Source organism: Limnobacter sp. UBA7229, from assembly GCF_002473065.1.
Taxonomy (GTDB): domain Bacteria; phylum Pseudomonadota; class Gammaproteobacteria; order Burkholderiales; family Burkholderiaceae_B; genus Limnobacter; species Limnobacter profundi.
The window spans coordinates 215,664-231,261 of sequence record NZ_DKTN01000003.1 but is presented as its reverse complement, the minus strand read 5'-3'; the positions used below and the strand labels follow the sequence as shown (position 1 = coordinate 231,261).

The 15,598-nt window shown below is 53.0% G+C and carries 14 protein-coding genes and 1 tRNA gene; 13 read left to right on the top strand and 2 right to left on the bottom strand.

All coding sequences use genetic code 11. The annotated features are described in order from the left end of the window. Positions 1-9 precede the first annotated feature (9 nt). On the bottom strand, positions 10-612 hold the full coding sequence (locus B4C79_RS01655) for a CGNR zinc finger domain-containing protein (protein WP_291740607.1): 603 nt from the start codon (positions 610-612) through the stop codon (positions 10-12). A 136-nt stretch (positions 613-748) separates the two neighbouring features. Here B4C79_RS01655 and B4C79_RS01650 point away from each other — a divergent pair, with 136 nt between their 5' ends. Together B4C79_RS01650 and B4C79_RS01645 are read left to right on the top strand one after the other, a co-directional pair. Continuing rightward, positions 749-1,741 (top strand): alpha/beta fold hydrolase, encoded by a 993-nt coding sequence (locus B4C79_RS01650; protein WP_291740605.1) that lies wholly within the window; start codon positions 749-751, stop codon positions 1,739-1,741. Further along, complete coding sequence (locus B4C79_RS01645) at positions 1,741-2,694, top strand: alpha/beta fold hydrolase (protein ID WP_291740604.1); 954 nt, start codon at positions 1,741-1,743, stop codon at positions 2,692-2,694. The genes B4C79_RS01650 and B4C79_RS01645 overlap by 1 nt, the downstream gene beginning before the upstream one ends. A 156-nt stretch (positions 2,695-2,850) precedes the next feature. Here B4C79_RS01645 and B4C79_RS01640 read toward each other — a convergent pair. After that, positions 2,851-2,927, bottom strand: a tRNA-Met gene (locus tag B4C79_RS01640). A 127-nt stretch (positions 2,928-3,054) separates the two neighbouring features. On the opposite strand from B4C79_RS01640, the gene B4C79_RS01635 reads away from it, so the two are divergent. From B4C79_RS01635 to dusA, 11 genes are all read left to right on the top strand, one after another. Continuing rightward, the gene (locus B4C79_RS01635) at positions 3,055-3,549 is read left to right on the top strand and encodes a DUF4442 domain-containing protein (protein ID WP_291742581.1); all 495 of its coding nucleotides are present in this window, start codon (positions 3,055-3,057) and stop codon (positions 3,547-3,549) included. A 9-nt stretch (positions 3,550-3,558) separates the two neighbouring features. Next, entirely contained in the window at positions 3,559-3,774 is a 216-nt protein-coding gene (locus tag B4C79_RS01630; protein WP_105029432.1) for a DUF1289 domain-containing protein, read from the top strand. Positions 3,775-4,235: 461 nt separating this feature from the next. Continuing rightward, positions 4,236-4,850, top strand: a complete 615-nt coding sequence (scpB, locus tag B4C79_RS01625; protein WP_105029431.1) for an SMC-Scp complex subunit ScpB — start codon at positions 4,236-4,238, stop codon at positions 4,848-4,850. After that, positions 4,822-6,192, top strand: coding sequence for a 23S rRNA pseudouridine(2605) synthase RluB (rluB, locus tag B4C79_RS15840; RefSeq protein WP_335618915.1), 1,371 nt, complete (start codon positions 4,822-4,824; stop codon positions 6,190-6,192). Before scpB ends, rluB begins: the two co-directional genes overlap by 29 nt. A gap of 203 nt (positions 6,193-6,395) precedes the next feature. After that, entirely contained in the window at positions 6,396-6,899 is a 504-nt protein-coding gene (gene rimP, locus B4C79_RS01615; protein WP_246066209.1) for a ribosome maturation factor RimP, read from the top strand. Positions 6,900-6,909: 10 nt separating this feature from the next. Continuing rightward, positions 6,910-8,379: a transcription termination factor NusA gene (gene nusA / locus B4C79_RS01610; RefSeq protein ID WP_105029429.1), complete on the top strand. Its 1,470-nt coding sequence runs from the start codon at positions 6,910-6,912 to the stop codon at positions 8,377-8,379. A 72-nt stretch (positions 8,380-8,451) separates the two neighbouring features. Further along, positions 8,452-11,283, top strand: a complete 2,832-nt coding sequence (infB, locus tag B4C79_RS01605) for a translation initiation factor IF-2 (protein WP_291762197.1) — start codon at positions 8,452-8,454, stop codon at positions 11,281-11,283. A gap of 27 nt (positions 11,284-11,310) precedes the next feature. Continuing rightward, positions 11,311-11,715 carry a 30S ribosome-binding factor RbfA gene (gene rbfA / locus B4C79_RS01600; protein ID WP_138518161.1) on the top strand — a complete coding sequence of 135 codons (405 nt, stop codon included), beginning with the start codon at positions 11,311-11,313 and terminating at the stop codon, positions 11,713-11,715. Continuing rightward, positions 11,687-12,721: a tRNA pseudouridine(55) synthase TruB gene (truB, locus tag B4C79_RS01595; RefSeq protein WP_414673421.1), complete on the top strand. Its 1,035-nt coding sequence runs from the start codon at positions 11,687-11,689 to the stop codon at positions 12,719-12,721. The genes rbfA and truB overlap by 29 nt, the downstream gene beginning before the upstream one ends. Beyond that, positions 12,718-14,538, top strand: coding sequence for a translational GTPase TypA (gene typA / locus B4C79_RS01590; protein WP_171099657.1), 1,821 nt, complete (start codon positions 12,718-12,720; stop codon positions 14,536-14,538). The genes truB and typA overlap by 4 nt, the downstream gene beginning before the upstream one ends. A 77-nt stretch (positions 14,539-14,615) precedes the next feature. Continuing rightward, positions 14,616-15,596, top strand: a complete 981-nt coding sequence (gene dusA, locus B4C79_RS01585; RefSeq protein ID WP_291739796.1) for a tRNA dihydrouridine(20/20a) synthase DusA — start codon at positions 14,616-14,618, stop codon at positions 15,594-15,596. Positions 15,597-15,598 lie beyond the last annotated feature (2 nt).

The window sequence follows — 15,598 nt, the reverse complement described above, 5'->3', positions numbered from 1 at the left end:
ATCATTCACTCAAGTTGTTCCCACCTTTTTTCTGAACTGGGCAGCTTTGTGTCGATTTCCGCAAGATGCCATGCTGCACCAGCGACGCTTATGCGATTTTGTTCGGTCATAGAACCAAAGAATGCATTCAGGATGGGCGCATTTTTTAACAAGATCTAGCTCGCCATCGGTCAGCAATTGCGCGACTGCTTCAGCCACTGGCCCCAGCAAATTAGCAACAGGATCGGCTTTGGCAACTCGGGTCAATACAAGTCTACCGGCGTCGGTTGGTATCACCTGTGGGGCGCTGGTGTAGCCATCAAGAAACTTGTTCAGCGGCTGCACATCGCCCATCTGTCCATTCTTCCATTGTCCAATCAGCTGCCGAGCGAGTGCTCGAAGTTCTCTCGCCTGCCTGAGTAATGTCTGTTTCTCTGCTGCTGCTGCGATTGACGCGCTCGCCAACAAACCACATCGCTCAAGCCATGCGTGAACATCCTCACCACTTCGCCATAAATCCACTGACTCATTGCCAACTCGCATTTCTGTGTTCAGTAAGTCCAGAGCCAGGTGGTCACCCACCATTGGGATCTCTCCGGGATTGTTGTTTATCGACGTTTCAGTCTTTTCCATAAGTAACCTTTAAAAAATAGTTTGACAGGTTACTTTTTTTGGAAGACACTTCCGGGCAAGTAACCGTATAAATCAAATTATACAGGTTATTTCAAACAAGCAGCTGATCATTTAATTTTTACGACAAGGAATAGCCATGACTAGCATTCACGCACTATTGGCCGCAACCACGCTGGCCACTGCAACTTTCGCCGCCAGTGCGGCACCTCCCACAGAGCAGGTTCATCACCGGTCTGTGAATATTCAGGATGTTGATGTGTTTTATCGAGAAGCCGGGCCTGAAACTGCACCTAAAGTTTTGCTGTTGCACGGATTCGGCGCGTCTTCCTACATGTTTCGTGAGCTCATCCCGAAACTGGCAGAGAAATATCATGTCATCGCCCCCGATCTGCCTGGTTTTGGTCAAACCAATGTTCTGCCAGGCAAGTCATTTGCCTATCAATTCGACAACCTCGCTTCGGTAATCGACGCATTCACAGTCGCCAAGGGTATGGATAGTTACGCCATGTATGTATTCGACTACGGTGCCCCTGTCGGCTGGCGTCTTGCTGTAAAAAATCCGCAGAAGATTACTGCAATCGTGAGCCAGAATGGCAACGCTTATGAAGAGGGGCTGAGTGAAGGCTGGGCCGACATGCGCAAGGCTTGGGCCAATCCAACGCCAGCCAACCGGGAGGCACTGCGTCGCTTCAACACGTACGAGATGATCAAGTGGCAGTACACAGAGGGTGTGAAAGACACTTCACTGGTGGCTCCCGAAACCTACCAGCTGGCACATGCTGCGGTGGAACGTATCGGCGTTGATGCACAAATGGATCTGTTGCTTGACTATGGCCAGAATATTAAACAGTACGGTGCACTGCACGAGTTCTTCCGCCGCTATCAGCCACCCACATTGGCAATTTGGGGTGCCAATGATCCATTTTTTATCCCGGCCGGTGCAAACGCTTACAAGCGCGACAATCCCAAGGCGGAAGTTCAGTTTCTCGACACTGGCCATTTCGCAATCGAAACGCATGGCAAGGAAATCGCTGATGCGATGGTTGAGTTTCTTGATCGAAGCGTTCAGCGCCCGATGACCTCGCTCGATGGGAAAAATCTGGCTCAGTGCAACGTTGGAGATCAATAATGAACGCGTTCAGAAACTTTTTAGCAATCTTTTCAACTGCTTTATTCTCAGCAACTGTGAATGCCGCTCAACCTGCCACTGTGGCAGGTAACACCCACGGCAAGGGCAGCTTTGTTCAATCCGCTAGCACGATCGTCACTAAAGACAATGTGCAGCTTTATTACAAGGACTGGGGCCCTCGCGATGGTCAGCCCGTGGTTTTCAGTCACGGCTGGCCGCTGAATTCTGACAGTTGGGAATCGCAAATGATGTTCCTGGCCAGCAATGGATACAGGGTTGTTGCTCATGACCGTCGCGGTCATGGTCGTTCAAGTCAGCCTTGGGATGGGAACGACATGGATCATTACGCAGATGATCTTTCGGCAGTGATCGAAGCGCTGAAGTTGAAGAAAGTCACGCTGGTTGGTTTTTCCACTGGCGGTGGTGAAGTGGCCCGCTACATTGGGCGGCACGGCACCAAACGCGTTGAAAAGGCCGTGTTGGTGGCAGCTGTTCCGCCGCTGATGTTGAAAACCGAAAGCAATCCCGGTGGGCTCCCGATGAGCGTGTTTGAGGGGCTTCGACAAGCATCGCTGGAAAACCGTTCGCAGTTGTATCTGGATATTGCGTCGGGGCCATTCTTTGGTTTCAATCGCGAAGGCGCAAAACCTTCACAAGGGCTGATTCAGTCATTCTGGGTTCAGGGCATGCAGGCAGGTCACAAGAACACCTATGACTCTATCGCTGCATTTTCTGCGACAGACTTTCGTGAAGATCTGAAGAAATTCAACATTCCCACGCTGATCATTCACGGCGATGACGATCAAATCGTTCCTTTGGACGCATCGGCCAAAGCATCTGCAGCGCAAATCAAGGGTTCCACTCTGATTGTTTATCCAGGTGCTCCCCATGGCTTGGCTGACACTCACAAAGATCGCTTGAATCAGGATCTACTTAACTTTTTGAAGCGTTGAAGGTACGTCAACCATGATTTAAATCCATCAATCAATTAATAGGATTCGACAACATTGATGTGACATAGACCTTGGCATTCGCTTTGAATTGATAAAGTCTGATACCGGAAAAATAAAAAGGCCAATCACCGAGATGATTGGCCTTTTTTCTGTATTTGGTTGCGGGGGCAGGATTTGAACCTACGACCTTCGGGTTATGAGCCCGACGAGCTGCCAGACTGCTCCACCCCGCGTCTGGTAAGAACGAAACTATAGCGGGTTTCCCCCTTGTGTGCAAGTGAACAAACGCATGCAAACGCCTAAACCGCGGCCCAAAAACCTTTATCCTACTGAAACCACAAGAAAAATTTGCAGCAAAAAATGTTTAAAAAATTTCTGAAAAACCTCTCTGACAAGCCCGAATTCATGCGCAGGGCCATGAATTTTTACGCACCTTTGCGCGGCACAGGCATTCATGTACATCACATCAGTACCAATTTCGAAGAAGTCGAAGTGCACATGCCACTCACGCGTCGCAACAAGAACATCATGGGTACGCAATTTGGCGGTTCTCTCTACGCCATGGCCGATCCCTTCTACATGCTCATTCTCATGAAGCGCTTGGGCAGTCGCTACCATGTGTGGGATCAAGAGGCCAACATTCGGTTTGTTGCACCGGGCAACGCCTTGGTCAAAGGCGTGTATCAAGTTGATGATCAAACACTGGAAGAAATCAAAGCCAAAGCGGCCACTGGTGAAAAAGTTTTGCACACCTTCGAGACCGACATCACCCACGCCGATGGCTCGGTTGTCGCACACGTCACCAAAGTGCTCTATATTCGCCTGAAGAAGCAGTACCGTCCCAACCCCAACTAAAGCAGCATCATGTCAAAACCTGAATACGCCAACCTGCCTGTGTGGCCCCAAGCCGATACCCCTTGCGTGGGTTTTTGTTCAACCAACCTTGGAGACGACATTTGCATGGGCTGCGGTCGCACTCTGGACGAAGTCGATGGTTGGCTGTTCAAAAGCGACGAGGAGAAAGAGGCTATCTGGAACCGCATCCGCCAAGCGGGTGTTGGCTATCGCTGGGAAAGCTGAAATAGCAAGAGTTGATAGTCTCTAGAGCCCATGCTCAGTTTTTAATCAACCAACCAAAAACTGCACAAAATCAACAGGCTGAAAATTTTATCCACAGCGAATAGGGAAGGTTTTCCCCGCCCAGTGTGGATAAGTTCCATAAGCCTCGGGTTAAGCCACAGTGGGGATGTTCAGTGCACTTTGTTCCGGCACTCTATGAATGTCTCCGACCCTCCGTGGGTTACTTTCAGATACGGCTTGCCTCGGTGAGCCGTTTTTTTTGAAATTAATTGTGTGATCAAGTGGTTGCTGAGCGGTGGATAACGTGGTTACAATGCGCCATCGGTTTATAAAATGCCTGTCGCGCAACTCGTTTCACGCTGCGCCCCTGCACCCCGCTGGCAACAGCCACATCGGCCTGCAGGACCAATCGGCACTATTTCCCTATCAACACCTGAATTTCTTAAAGTGAGTCCGCCTGGATGGATCCCCAGCGCGCTAAAAACATATTAGAAGCAGCATTGCTGTGTTCGGTCGAGCCCATTGCCGTCAAGGAATTGATGCGCCTGTTCGATGATGCAATTGATGCATCCGTGGTCACAACCTTGTTGGAAGACCTGCGTCGAGATTGGACTCACAAGGGTTTGGAACTTGTGCAAGTCAAAACGGGCTGGCGCTTCCAAACCCGAGAGGACGTCAAACGTTACCTCGAACAAATGAATCCCGAGAAGCCCCCGAAGTACTCAAGGGCAACCATGGAAACCCTGGCAATTATTGCCTACAAGCAGCCGGTCACCCGGGGCGACATCGAGTCCATTCGTGGGGTCACCGTGTCTACCCAGGTCATGAAGGCGCTCGAGGATCGCGGCTGGATCGAGTCAATCGGCCACCGTGATGCGCCGGGGCGCCCAGCACTGTGGGCAACCACGCCCCAGTTTTTGGCTGACCTGAATTTGGCCAGCCTAAGCGACTTGCCAGCACTGGACGATGAAAAAGACCAACAGCTGGCTGATGAATTACAGAAAGTCATTCCATTTGATCTGGATGACAGCGAAACAGCGGAAAACGATGAGAACCAACAAGCGCAAAGCAACTGAAACACTCGACAGCAACCCAATTCCCGAGCAGGCGGCAGTCAGCATAGACAGCGAAAGTCATGATCTGGAATGGGGCGAAGTGCTGGATCAGGTCGAAGGCCTGAAGTCTGAAGAGGGTGGCGGCGCAGGCAAGAACCGCAGCAAGCTGAATGTGCGGCTAGACCCCGAATTGGCGCCCAAGTTGCACAAGGTATTGGCCGATTCCGGTATGGGTTCTCGTCGTGAAATGGAAGAGCTGATTGTCGCTGGGCGTGTCTCTGTCAATGCTGAACCTGCCCACCTGGGCCAGCGCGTGTTGCCCACCGACCAGGTGCGTGTCAATGGCAAGCTGATTCAGCGCAAAAACAAATCCAAGCCACCTCGGGTACTTATTTATCACAAGCCCGCCGGCGAAATTGTGTCCATGGACGACCCCCAAGGCCGTACTACCGTATTTCAGAAACTGCCGAAAATTTCAAACGGCAAGTGGATTGCAGTGGGGCGTCTCGATTTCAACACCGAGGGCTTATTGCTGTTCACCTCCTCGGGCGAGTTGGCCAACCGTTTAATGCACCCGCGTTACGAAGTGCAGCGTGAGTACGCTGTGCGCATTCTGGGTGAGCTTTCTGAAGAACAACGCCAGCAATTGCTCACTGGTATTCAGCTTGAAGACGGTCCTGCCAAGTTTCTCTATGTGGATGCTGCCGGCGGTGAGGGTGCTAACCGCTGGTACAAAGTTGGCTTGAAAGAAGGGCGCAACCGAGAGGTTCGCCGCATGTTTGAGGCCTGTAACCTGACCGTAAGTCGCCTGATTCGCACACGTTTTGGCGACATCCTGATGCCCTCCACCTTGAAACGTGGCCGCCACATGGAAATGGAAGCACTTGAGGCCATGTCCTATATGCAGTCATTGGGCTTGAAGGTGGATGAGTCTGCCCAAGAAGGTGCCATTCGCCGTGACAAGAAGAACATCGGCTCAAAAAACAACAAGCGTCGTAACGGTCAACCCCTGATCGATCCGGGCTTGGCCTTTACCACGCCAACCCAAACTTACCTCACCGTGTCTGGCGCTGCCGCCGCCGCCGCGTTGAGCAACCAGAACAACTTGTCTTCTGCCGGGGGCTCAGCCCGGCGAGGTGGCGGTGGTGACCGAAATGGCAACAGAGCCGGTGCCAATGGCAATGGTGCTGCCCCAGCTGGAAAGTTTGCTGGGACAGGCAAGCGCCCCTCAGGGCCACGCAATGCGGGTCCGCGGTCTGGTGGTCCTTCTGCCGGGCGCGGTCCCGGGCGCGGCAATGAGGGTGGAAATGGTGCAGCCCAGAAACCCCAGCAGCGTAGACGCAGGAAGGCACCGGCCGCGTAGTTCTCCGCACCTGAAATTACTTGAAAATAAAGGCAGTTTCGGTTATTCTCTGAGGCTGCCTGAGCGCCCACTCCAAAAAGGGTGTCTCAAATGAAGTGGGCTTACAGGCCCATTTTTTTTTGGCGAGGCGGTTTTAAGTACGCAAATAAAGTGAACAAGCGAAGCGAACAGACAAGTAAAGGTTAAGAACGTTGAAAGGCGAAGTGATCAATCCTGAAGAATTTGTTGGCAATTCATGGTCTGGCGTGTGGTCAGAATCCTGGGTTACTGAAGCCGACGCCGTGATCGCCTCTCTGGGCCTTGAAGTGGCCGATATTGAGCGCGAGGGCAATGGTCTGTTGCGCATCATGATCGATTCACCCACTGGCGTTACCGTCGAAGATTGCGAAAAGGTCAGCCACCAGCTTACCCACCTGTTCACCGTCGAAAATGTCAACTACGAACGGCTCGAGATTTCCTCGCCGGGCGTTGATCGCGTTTTACGCCGCAAAAAAGATTTCGAACGGTTTTTGGAGCAAGAGGTGTCCCTGAAATTCAAACGGGCCATCAACAATCAAAAACAGTTCAAAGGTGTATTGCAAAAGGGCAAAGAGCAAACCTGGGGTGTCTTGGTGACCCCCGACGGTAAAAATGCCGAACCCTATTTGCTTGATTTTGAAATAACTGATTTGGCGGGTGCCCGTCTGGTCCCCCATCTAAAGTTTTAGGAGCCCTGGAATGAGCCGTGAGTTGCTTTTATTAGTTGATGCGTTGGCGCGCGAGAAGAATGTGGACAAAGACATCGTCTTTGGTGCGCTCGAATTGGCATTGGCTTCCGCAACCAAGAAGCGCTTCGATGAAGAAGTGGATGTCCGCGTGTCCATTGACCGCGACACAGGCGACTACGACACTTTCCGCCGCTGGGAAGTGGTCACAGAAGAAGATTTCTACGACCCCGCCTACCAAATGGTTCTAGACCAGGCCTTGAAACACGATGCTGAAGCCGAAATGGGCGACTTCATCGAAGAAGAACTTGAGCCTGTTGAGTTTGGCCGAATTGGTGCACAAGCAGCCAAGCAGGTCATTCTGCAGCGCGTTCGCGACGCCGAGCGTGAGCAAATTTTGCAAGACTTTCTCGACCGTGGCGACAAAATCGTGATTGGTCAGGTCAAGCGCATGGAGCGTGGTGACGCCATTGTTGAAAGTGGCCGTATCGAAGCCCGTTTGCCCCGCGATCAAATGATTCCTCGCGAAAGCCTGCGTCCCGGTGACCGTGTGCGCGCCTACCTGTGGAAGGTTGATCGCATGGCCCGCGGTCAGCAAGTCATCCTGTCACGCACTTCGCCCGAGTTCATTAAAGCCTTGTTTGCCATGGAAGTGCCTGAAATTGAACAAGGCCACCTTGAAATCAAGGGTGCTGCCCGCGATCCTGGCATGCGTGCCAAAATCGCCGTGCTGGCTCACGACCGTCGCATTGATCCAATCGGCACTTGTGTGGGCGTGCGTGGTTCTCGCGTTCAGGCCGTTACCCAGGAATTGGGCGGCGAGCGTGTGGACATCGTGTTGTGGTCTGAAGATCCAGCCCAATTTGTAATCGGCGCCTTGTCGCCTGCTACTGTTCAATCCATCGTTGTGGATGAAGACCAGCACGTGATGGAAGTGGTGGTGGACGAAGCCGAACTGGCACAAGCCATTGGCCGCAGCGGTCAGAATGTGCGTTTGGCTTCCGACCTCACCGGCTGGCAAATCAATATCATGACACCCGAAGAGTCGGCCAAGCGTTCCGAAGAAGAAATCGGCAAGTTGCGTGAATTGTTCACCAGCAAGCTGGATGTGGACGAGGAAGTGGCCAACATTCTGATCGAAGAAGGCTTCACCGGTCTTGAAGAAGTGGCCTACGTGCCCATCGCTGAAATGCAGGAAATTGAAGCATTTGACGCAGACACTGTCGAAGAACTGAGAACCCGTGCCCGCAATGCATTGTTGACCGAGGCAATTGCCCGTGAAGAAATGGTTGAGGGTGCAGGCGATTTGATGTCCATCGAAGGTGTGGATGCCGATCTGGTTGGCAAATTGGCAGCCGCTGAAATTTCTGACCGCGAAGGTCTGGCCGAATTGGCAGTCGATGAATTGGTTGAAATTGCAGGAATTGAAGAAGACCGTGCCCGCGACATCATTATGAAAGCGCGAGCACACTGGTTTGAATAATACAAACCGCATTGAGTAGAGTCGAATCGGGCCACTCGGCCCGGTCAGCAAGGGAATTTGAAGGAATAGTAGATGACCAGTACCACAGTCGCACAGTTTGCAGCAGAGTTGAAAATGCCCGCCGATGTTCTTTTGGAGCAGCTGAAGTCTGCTGGCGTGAGCAAAAATTCTGAGGCAGATGCAGTTACTGAAGCGGACAAGGGAAAGCTTTTGGAAAGCCTGAGAAAGGCGCACGGATCTGAAAGCGGTCAAAAGAAAATTACCCTCACCCGCAAGCAGACCAGTGAAATCAAGCAGGCTGGCCCTGGCGGCCGCGCGCGCACAGTGCAGGTTGAAGTGCGCAAGAAGCGTGTGTTCGTTCAGCGTGCCGAGAAAGCCGGTGAAAGCGAGCCAGTCATGGAAGCTCAGCTTGAACCCGCAGAACAAGCCCGCCGCGACGCTGAAGCCCAGCGCCAGGCCGAGTTGAAGGCACGCCAGGAAGCAGAACTGAAAGAAAAACAAGCCAAGCTTGAGCAAGAGCGCGAGCGCGAACTGAAGCTTCAGGAAGAAGCACGTCAGCGTGCCGAAGAAGAGCGGCTTGCTCACGAAGCTGTGGAACAAGCCAAGGCCGAAAGCGCCGAGCCTGCCAAGGCTGAAGAAGAAACTGACGTTAAAGATGAAGCCACGCAAGCCGCACGTGCCCAAGAAGCGAAGGCTCGCGAACAGCGTGCTGCCGATGCGTTGAAGGCCGAGCAAAAGGCCAAAAAGGCCGCTGAGGACGCAGCAAAAGCCAGCGCGAATCAAGAGCGTGCACGCAAAGCGGCAGAAGCTGAGGTTGCGGCAATTAACCGCATGATGTCCCAGCCATCCAAAGTCATGAAGGCCGAGGAGCCGGTTGAGCCTCCCAAGCCGGCTGCTACAATCAAGAAGCCTGAGAAAGCCATTGTTGCTGTCACTGAAGAGGATTCAGCCGCCGAGCGCGGTCGCAAAGGTGTTCGCGCTGCGGGTGCAAAGGAAGAACCAGGCCGCCGCCGTGGTGGTTTGAAAACACGCGGTGAAACCGGTGTTGGCCGCACAGGCGCTGGTGGCTGGAAGGGCCCCAAGGGCAAAAACAACCGCCACAGCCAGGAACAAAGCAACTTCAACCAGCCCACTGAACCTGTGGTTCGCGATGTTCACGTGCCCGAAACCATTACTGTGGCCGACCTGGCGCACAAAATGTCAGTGAAGGCTGCTGAGGTAATCAAGTGTTTGATGAAGATGGGCCAAATGGTGACCATCAACCAGGTACTCGACCAAGACACCGCCATGATTGTGACTGAAGAATTGGGTCACAAAGCGATTGCAGCCAAACTCGACGATCCTGAAGCCATGATCGAAGAAGCTGGTGTCGCACATTCCGAGGCGCCTTCAGTGCCGCGCGCGCCAGTTGTTACCGTGATGGGTCACGTTGACCACGGTAAAACTTCACTGCTTGACTACATTCGCAGTGCAAAAGTGGCCTCTGGTGAAGCTGGCGGCATTACGCAGCACATTGGTGCTTACCACGTTGAAACGGAACGCGGCATGATCACCTTCCTGGATACCCCAGGTCACGAGGCGTTTACCGCCATGCGTGCCCGTGGTGCCAAGGCAACCGACATCGTTATTCTGGTCGTATCCGCCGATGACGGCGTGATGCCCCAAACCATTGAAGCGATTCACCATGCCAAGGCAGCCAATGTGCCTTTGGTTGTGGCTATCAACAAAATCGACAAGCCCGATGCCAACCCAGAGCGTGTGAAGCAGGAATTGATTACACACTCTGTGGTCCCTGAGGAATACGGCGGCGATTCACCCATGGTTCCCGTGTCGGCCAAAACCGGCAAGGGCATTGACGACTTGCTGGAACAAGTGTTGTTGCAAGCTGAAGTGATGGAATTGAAAGCGCAGGTGGAAGCACCGGCCAAGGGCCTTGTGGTTGAATCCCGACTGGACAAGGGCCGCGGCCCAGTGGCCACCGTGTTGGTTCAAAGCGGTACCTTGAAGAAAGGCGATGTGGTGCTGGCAGGTTCTGCATTTGGCCGAGTACGTGCCATGGTTGACGAAAACGGTCGTTCCATTGACTCCGCCGGCCCGTCCATCCCTGTAGAAATTCAGGGTTTGAGCGATGTACCTGCGGCAGGCGAAGAAGTGATTGTGTTGCCAGATGAACGCAAGGCCCGTGAAATTGCCCTGTTCCGTCAAGGCAAATTCCGCGACGTGAAGCTGGCCAAGCAACAAGCAGCCAAGCTTGAAAACATGTTCGAGCAAATGGCCGAGGGCGAAGTCAAGAGCCTGGCTGTGATTTTGAAGGCCGATGTACAGGGTTCGCAAGAAGCGCTGTCACATGCCCTGCAAAAGCTGTCAACCGACGAAGTCAAGGTGCAAGTGGTGCACGCGGCAGTGGGTGGCATCAGCGAATCAGACGTCAACCTGGCAGTGGCCTCCAAAGCAGTCATCATCGGCTTTAACGTGCGTGCCGATCAAGGTGCCCGTAAAACAGCCGAGAACAACGGTGTGGATATTCGCTACTACAACATCATTTATGACGCAGTAGACGAGATCAAGGCCGCCATGACCGGCATGCTGACGCCCGACAAGAAAGAGGAAATCATCGGTAACGTGGAAATCCGCGAAGTGTACAAGATCTCCAAAGTGGGTTCTGTCGCTGGTTGTATGGTGACCGATGGTGTTATTCGTCGCGGTGCTGGCGTTCGCTTGTTGCGCGACAACGTGGTGGTGTGGACAGGTCAGTTGGCCTCGCTCAAGCGATTCAAAGACGATGCCAAAGAAGTGCGTCAGAACTTTGAGTGTGGCTTGCAACTGCACAACTACGACGACATCCAGGTTGGCGACATTCTGGAAGCATTTGAAGTGAAGGAAGTGGCCCGTACACAGCTGTAATTGCTGCCCGGGTTTGAAAAGGAAAGTATGCGTCACAAGAAAAAAGCACCAGCCAGAGGTATTCGGGTTGCCGAGCAAATCCAGAAAGACCTGGCTGAGCTGATTCCCCGTGAGTTGAGAGACCCACGGCTTGGGTTTGTCACAATCACCGATGTGGAACTGACGCCCGATTACGCCTATGCAACCGTGTATTTCTCGGTGTTGACTGGTTCAGCCGAAACCACTGAAGAAGCATTGAATGATTCTTCGGGTTATTTGCGCAATTTGATTTTCAAGAAGCTGCACATTCACACCGTGCCCACCTTGCGTTTCAAACACGACCAATCGGTGGAGCGTGGGGCTGAAATGTCTCAAATGATCGACCGGGCGCTGAAAGGCGAGGGCGGTGGTGCCACAGATTCGGATGGTGGTGGCGACGGTGGCGGAGACTAAGAAACAAAAGCGTGCCTTGTCGGGTGTGCTGTTGTTCGATAAATCAACTGGTTTCTCGTCCAATCAAGCCCTGCAAATTGTAAAGCGCTTGTACAGGGCTGAAAAAACCGGTCACACCGGTACGCTAGACCCGCTCGCAAGCGGTTTGCTGCCATTGATGTTCGGTGAGGCCACCAAGTTTGCAGCAGATCTAATCGATGCCAGCAAAACCTATCGCACCAAGGTGCGGCTTGGTTTTTCAAGCAACACAGGTGACGCTGAGGGAGAATTGACGAAAGTCAGCACCCGCGCCCTTGAAAGCATCACCTTGGATGAAGTAAAACAGGTGTGCGCGCAGTTTGTTGGTGAAATTCAACAGACGCCACCCATGTTTTCTGCATTAAAGAAAGACGGCAAGCCTTTGTACGAGTATGCTCGCGAAGGCATTGAATTGGACAGACCCGCTCGGACCCTTTTGATCCATCAATTGGATGTCATGAAAGTCGAGCACAATACAATCCATGGTGAAGGCAGTTGCACCATTGAACTGGAAGTGAATTGCAGCAAAGGCACCTATGTGCGCACCTTGGGCGAAGACATCGCCAAGGCCTTGGGCACAGCGGGCTATCTCACGGAATTGCGCAGAACGGCAATTGGTGACTTGAAAGTGGAACGCGCGTACACCCTGGATGCACTTAAGGTGCTTGGTGAATCGGAAACCCCCTTTGACGCTTTGGATGCGGTGCTTTTCCCGGTAGATGCCCTTTTGGGCAGCCTGGGCAAAGTCGAATTGAACAATGAGTTTGCGCGGCGGTTTTCGCACGGGCAACGGTTGCCACTGAGCCTGGTTGATGCCAAGCCAGGGCGAGTGCGGGTGTACGGAGAAACGTCTGCACAGGATGTGAACACCGAAGTTAGCAATACAGCCTTCAAAGGCAATTCCCGATTCATGGGAACAGGCATTTTAGAAACGGATGGGAAGGGCGCCTTGCTTCGACCCGACAGATTGATTCAGGTAAATCTATGACACGCGCATTACGTAACGTTGCAATTATCGCCCACGTGGACCACGGCAAAACCACATTGGTAGACCAACTTCTTCGCCAATCCGGCACCTTCCGCGAGAACGAAAAGCTCGAAGAACGCGTGATGGACAGCAACGACATTGAAAAAGAACGTGGCATCACGATTCTGGCCAAGAACTGCGCGGTTGAATATGAAGGCACCCACATCAACATTGTTGACACCCCAGGACACGCCGATTTCGGTGGTGAAGTGGAGCGCGTGTTGTCGATGGTTGACTCGGTTTTGCTGTTGGTGGACGCCGTTGAAGGCCCGATGCCCCAAACACGTTTTGTTACCCGCAAGGCTTTGGCCCTGGGTTTGAAGCCTATCGTGGTGGTGAACAAGGTAGACCGCCCAGGTGCGCGCGTTGAATGGGTGATTGACCAAACTTTCGACTTGTTCGACAAACTGGGTGCAACCGACGAACAGCTGGACTTCCCGATTGTGTATGCCAGTGGCCTGAACGGCTATGCAGGCGACACACCCGATGTGCGTGAAGGCACCATGCGCCCATTGTTTGAAGCCATTTTGAAGTATGTACCTGTGCGTGATGATGACCCCAATGGTCCATTGCAGTTTCAGATCACCTCGCTTGACTACAACAGCTACGTGGGCAAGATCGGCATTGGCCGAATCAAGCGCGGAACCGTGCGTGTGGGTCAACAGGTTACTTGTGTTAACGGGCCAGACGGCACACCATTCAATGGTCGAATCAACCAGGTTCTCAAATTCCGTGGTCTGGAACGTGTTCAGGAAGAACAAGCTCAGGCTGGCGACATTTGCCTGATCAACGGCATCGAGGAAATCGGCATTGGTACCACCATTTGCGCCACTGACGCAGTGGAAGGCCTGGAAATTCCGGCGATTGACGAGCCCACATTGACCATGAACTTCATGGTGAACACCTCGCCATTGGCCGGCCGTGAAGGCAAGTTTGTAACCAGCCGGCAGTTGCGTGACCGCTTGCAGCGTGAATTGAAAGCCAACGTGGCTCTGCGTGTGAAAGACACCGACGATGACACCGTGTTTGAAGTGTCGGGTCGTGGTGAATTGCACCTGACCATTTTGCTGGAAAACATGCGTCGTGAAGGCTATGAATTGGCTGTTTCCCGCCCACGCGTGGTGTTCAAGGAAATTGATGGCGTGAAATGCGAGCCCTATGAAATGTTGACCGTGGATGTGGAAGACTCACACCAGGGCGGCGTGATGGAAGAATTGGGTCGCCGCAAGGGTGATTTGCTCGACATGTCTCCCGATGGCAAAGGCCGTGTTCGTCTGGAATACAAAATTCCGGCACGTGGCCTGATTGGTTTCCAGGGCGACTTCATGACCCTGACACGCGGTACCGGCCTGATTAGCCATGTGTTTGACGAATATGCACCCGTGCGCGAAGGCGGTTCAGCCGAGCGCCACAATGGCGTGCTGATTTCTCAGGACGATGGCGATGCGGTGGCCTACGCTTTGTGGAAACTGCAAGACCGTGGCCGCATGTTTGTGTCCCCAGGTGAAGCCCTGTATGAAGGCATGGTGATTGGTATCCACAGCCGCGACAACGACTTGGTTGTGAACCCCATCAAGGGCAAGCAGCTGACCAACGTTCGTTCATCGGGTACTGACGAGGCCGTTCGCCTGGTACCGCCAATCCAGATGAACCTGGAATATGCGGTGGAGTTTATTGCGGAAGACGAATTGGTAGAAATTACTCCCAAGAACATTCGCATTCGCAAGCGCTTCCTGAAAGAACACGAGCGCAAGCGCGCAAGTCGCGACGCTGCATAAGTTTTGTTTGGCTGAAAGGCCAGATTCAAAAGGGGCGTGGCTTTGGCCTCGCCCTTTTTGTTTGTAGAATCCAGACCATGACATTCAAACCCAGAATTCTCTCTGTTGCCCCCATGATCGACTGGACCGATCGGCATTGCCGTAGGTTCCACCGTGCGATCAGCCAGCACACCTGGCTTTATACTGAAATGATCACCACGGGTGCGCTTGTGTTTGGCGACAGAAAACGTTTTCTCGCTTTCAACGAAGAAGAGCATCCGGTTGCGTTTCAGATCGGCGGAAGCGATCCTGTTCATATGGCGCAATGCGCGAAATGGATTGAAGAAGCCGGTTACGACGAATTGAACATGAATGTGGGTTGCCCTTCCGAGCGGGTTCAGAAAGGTGCATTTGGTGCCTGCCTGATGGCCGAGCCGAATTTGGTGGCTGACTGCGTGAAAGCCATGCGGGATGCCTGCTCGATTGATGTGACCGTGAAGCACAGGATTGGGCTTGATTACGATGAAAGCGAAACCATGCTTTATGATTTTGTGGGCAAGGTCAGTGAAGCGGGTTGTAACACCTTCATTGTGCATGCGCGCAATGCGGTGCTGAAAGGCCTGTCACCAAAGGAAAACCGCGACATTCCTCCGTTGCGTTACGAGGTGGTAAAACGCCTGAAACAACATTTCCCGCACCTTCAAATCATTTTGAACGGGGGAATTACAACCCTCGAGTCGATTCAAACCCACTTGGAATGGGCCGACGGTTGCATGATTGGTCGAGAGGCCTATTCCAACCCGTGGCTATTGGCCGGATTTGACGAAGTAACTGGCCAGGCGTCCTCTGCCCCAAAAAACCGTTTGGAAGTCATTGACGAATTGCGCAGCTATGCTGAGCAGGAATTGTGCAAGGGCGAAAGCATTCGAAGCATTACGAAATCCTGGTTGGGGCTGTTTCACGGCCAAGCAGGTGGAAGGCTTTATCGACAGGTTCTGTCCGATTCAACCCGGCTGAAGGCTAACAACTGGCAGGTGGTTGAAGATGCGCTGGCGATGATGCTCAAGCACGCAGCCTGAGC

Coding starts and splice junctions, on each gene's coding strand:
- B4C79_RS01655 (WP_291740607.1), bottom strand. CDS start 612: ATGGAAAAGACTGAAACGTCGATAAACAACAATCCCGGAGAGATCCCA.
- B4C79_RS01650 (WP_291740605.1), top strand. CDS start 749: ATGACTAGCATTCACGCACTATTGGCCGCAACCACGCTGGCCACTGCA.
- B4C79_RS01645 (WP_291740604.1), top strand. CDS start 1,741: ATGAACGCGTTCAGAAACTTTTTAGCAATCTTTTCAACTGCTTTATTC.
- B4C79_RS01635 (WP_291742581.1), top strand. CDS start 3,055: ATGTTTAAAAAATTTCTGAAAAACCTCTCTGACAAGCCCGAATTCATG.
- B4C79_RS01630 (WP_105029432.1), top strand. CDS start 3,559: ATGTCAAAACCTGAATACGCCAACCTGCCTGTGTGGCCCCAAGCCGAT.
- scpB (WP_105029431.1), top strand. CDS start 4,236: ATGGATCCCCAGCGCGCTAAAAACATATTAGAAGCAGCATTGCTGTGT.
- rluB (WP_335618915.1), top strand. CDS start 4,822: ATGAGAACCAACAAGCGCAAAGCAACTGAAACACTCGACAGCAACCCA.
- nusA (WP_105029429.1), top strand. CDS start 6,910: ATGAGCCGTGAGTTGCTTTTATTAGTTGATGCGTTGGCGCGCGAGAAG.
- infB (WP_291762197.1), top strand. CDS start 8,452: ATGACCAGTACCACAGTCGCACAGTTTGCAGCAGAGTTGAAAATGCCC.
- rbfA (WP_138518161.1), top strand. CDS start 11,311: ATGCGTCACAAGAAAAAAGCACCAGCCAGAGGTATTCGGGTTGCCGAG.
- truB (WP_414673421.1), top strand. CDS start 11,687: ATGGTGGTGGCGACGGTGGCGGAGACTAAGAAACAAAAGCGTGCCTTG.
- typA (WP_171099657.1), top strand. CDS start 12,718: ATGACACGCGCATTACGTAACGTTGCAATTATCGCCCACGTGGACCAC.
- dusA (WP_291739796.1), top strand. CDS start 14,616: ATGACATTCAAACCCAGAATTCTCTCTGTTGCCCCCATGATCGACTGG.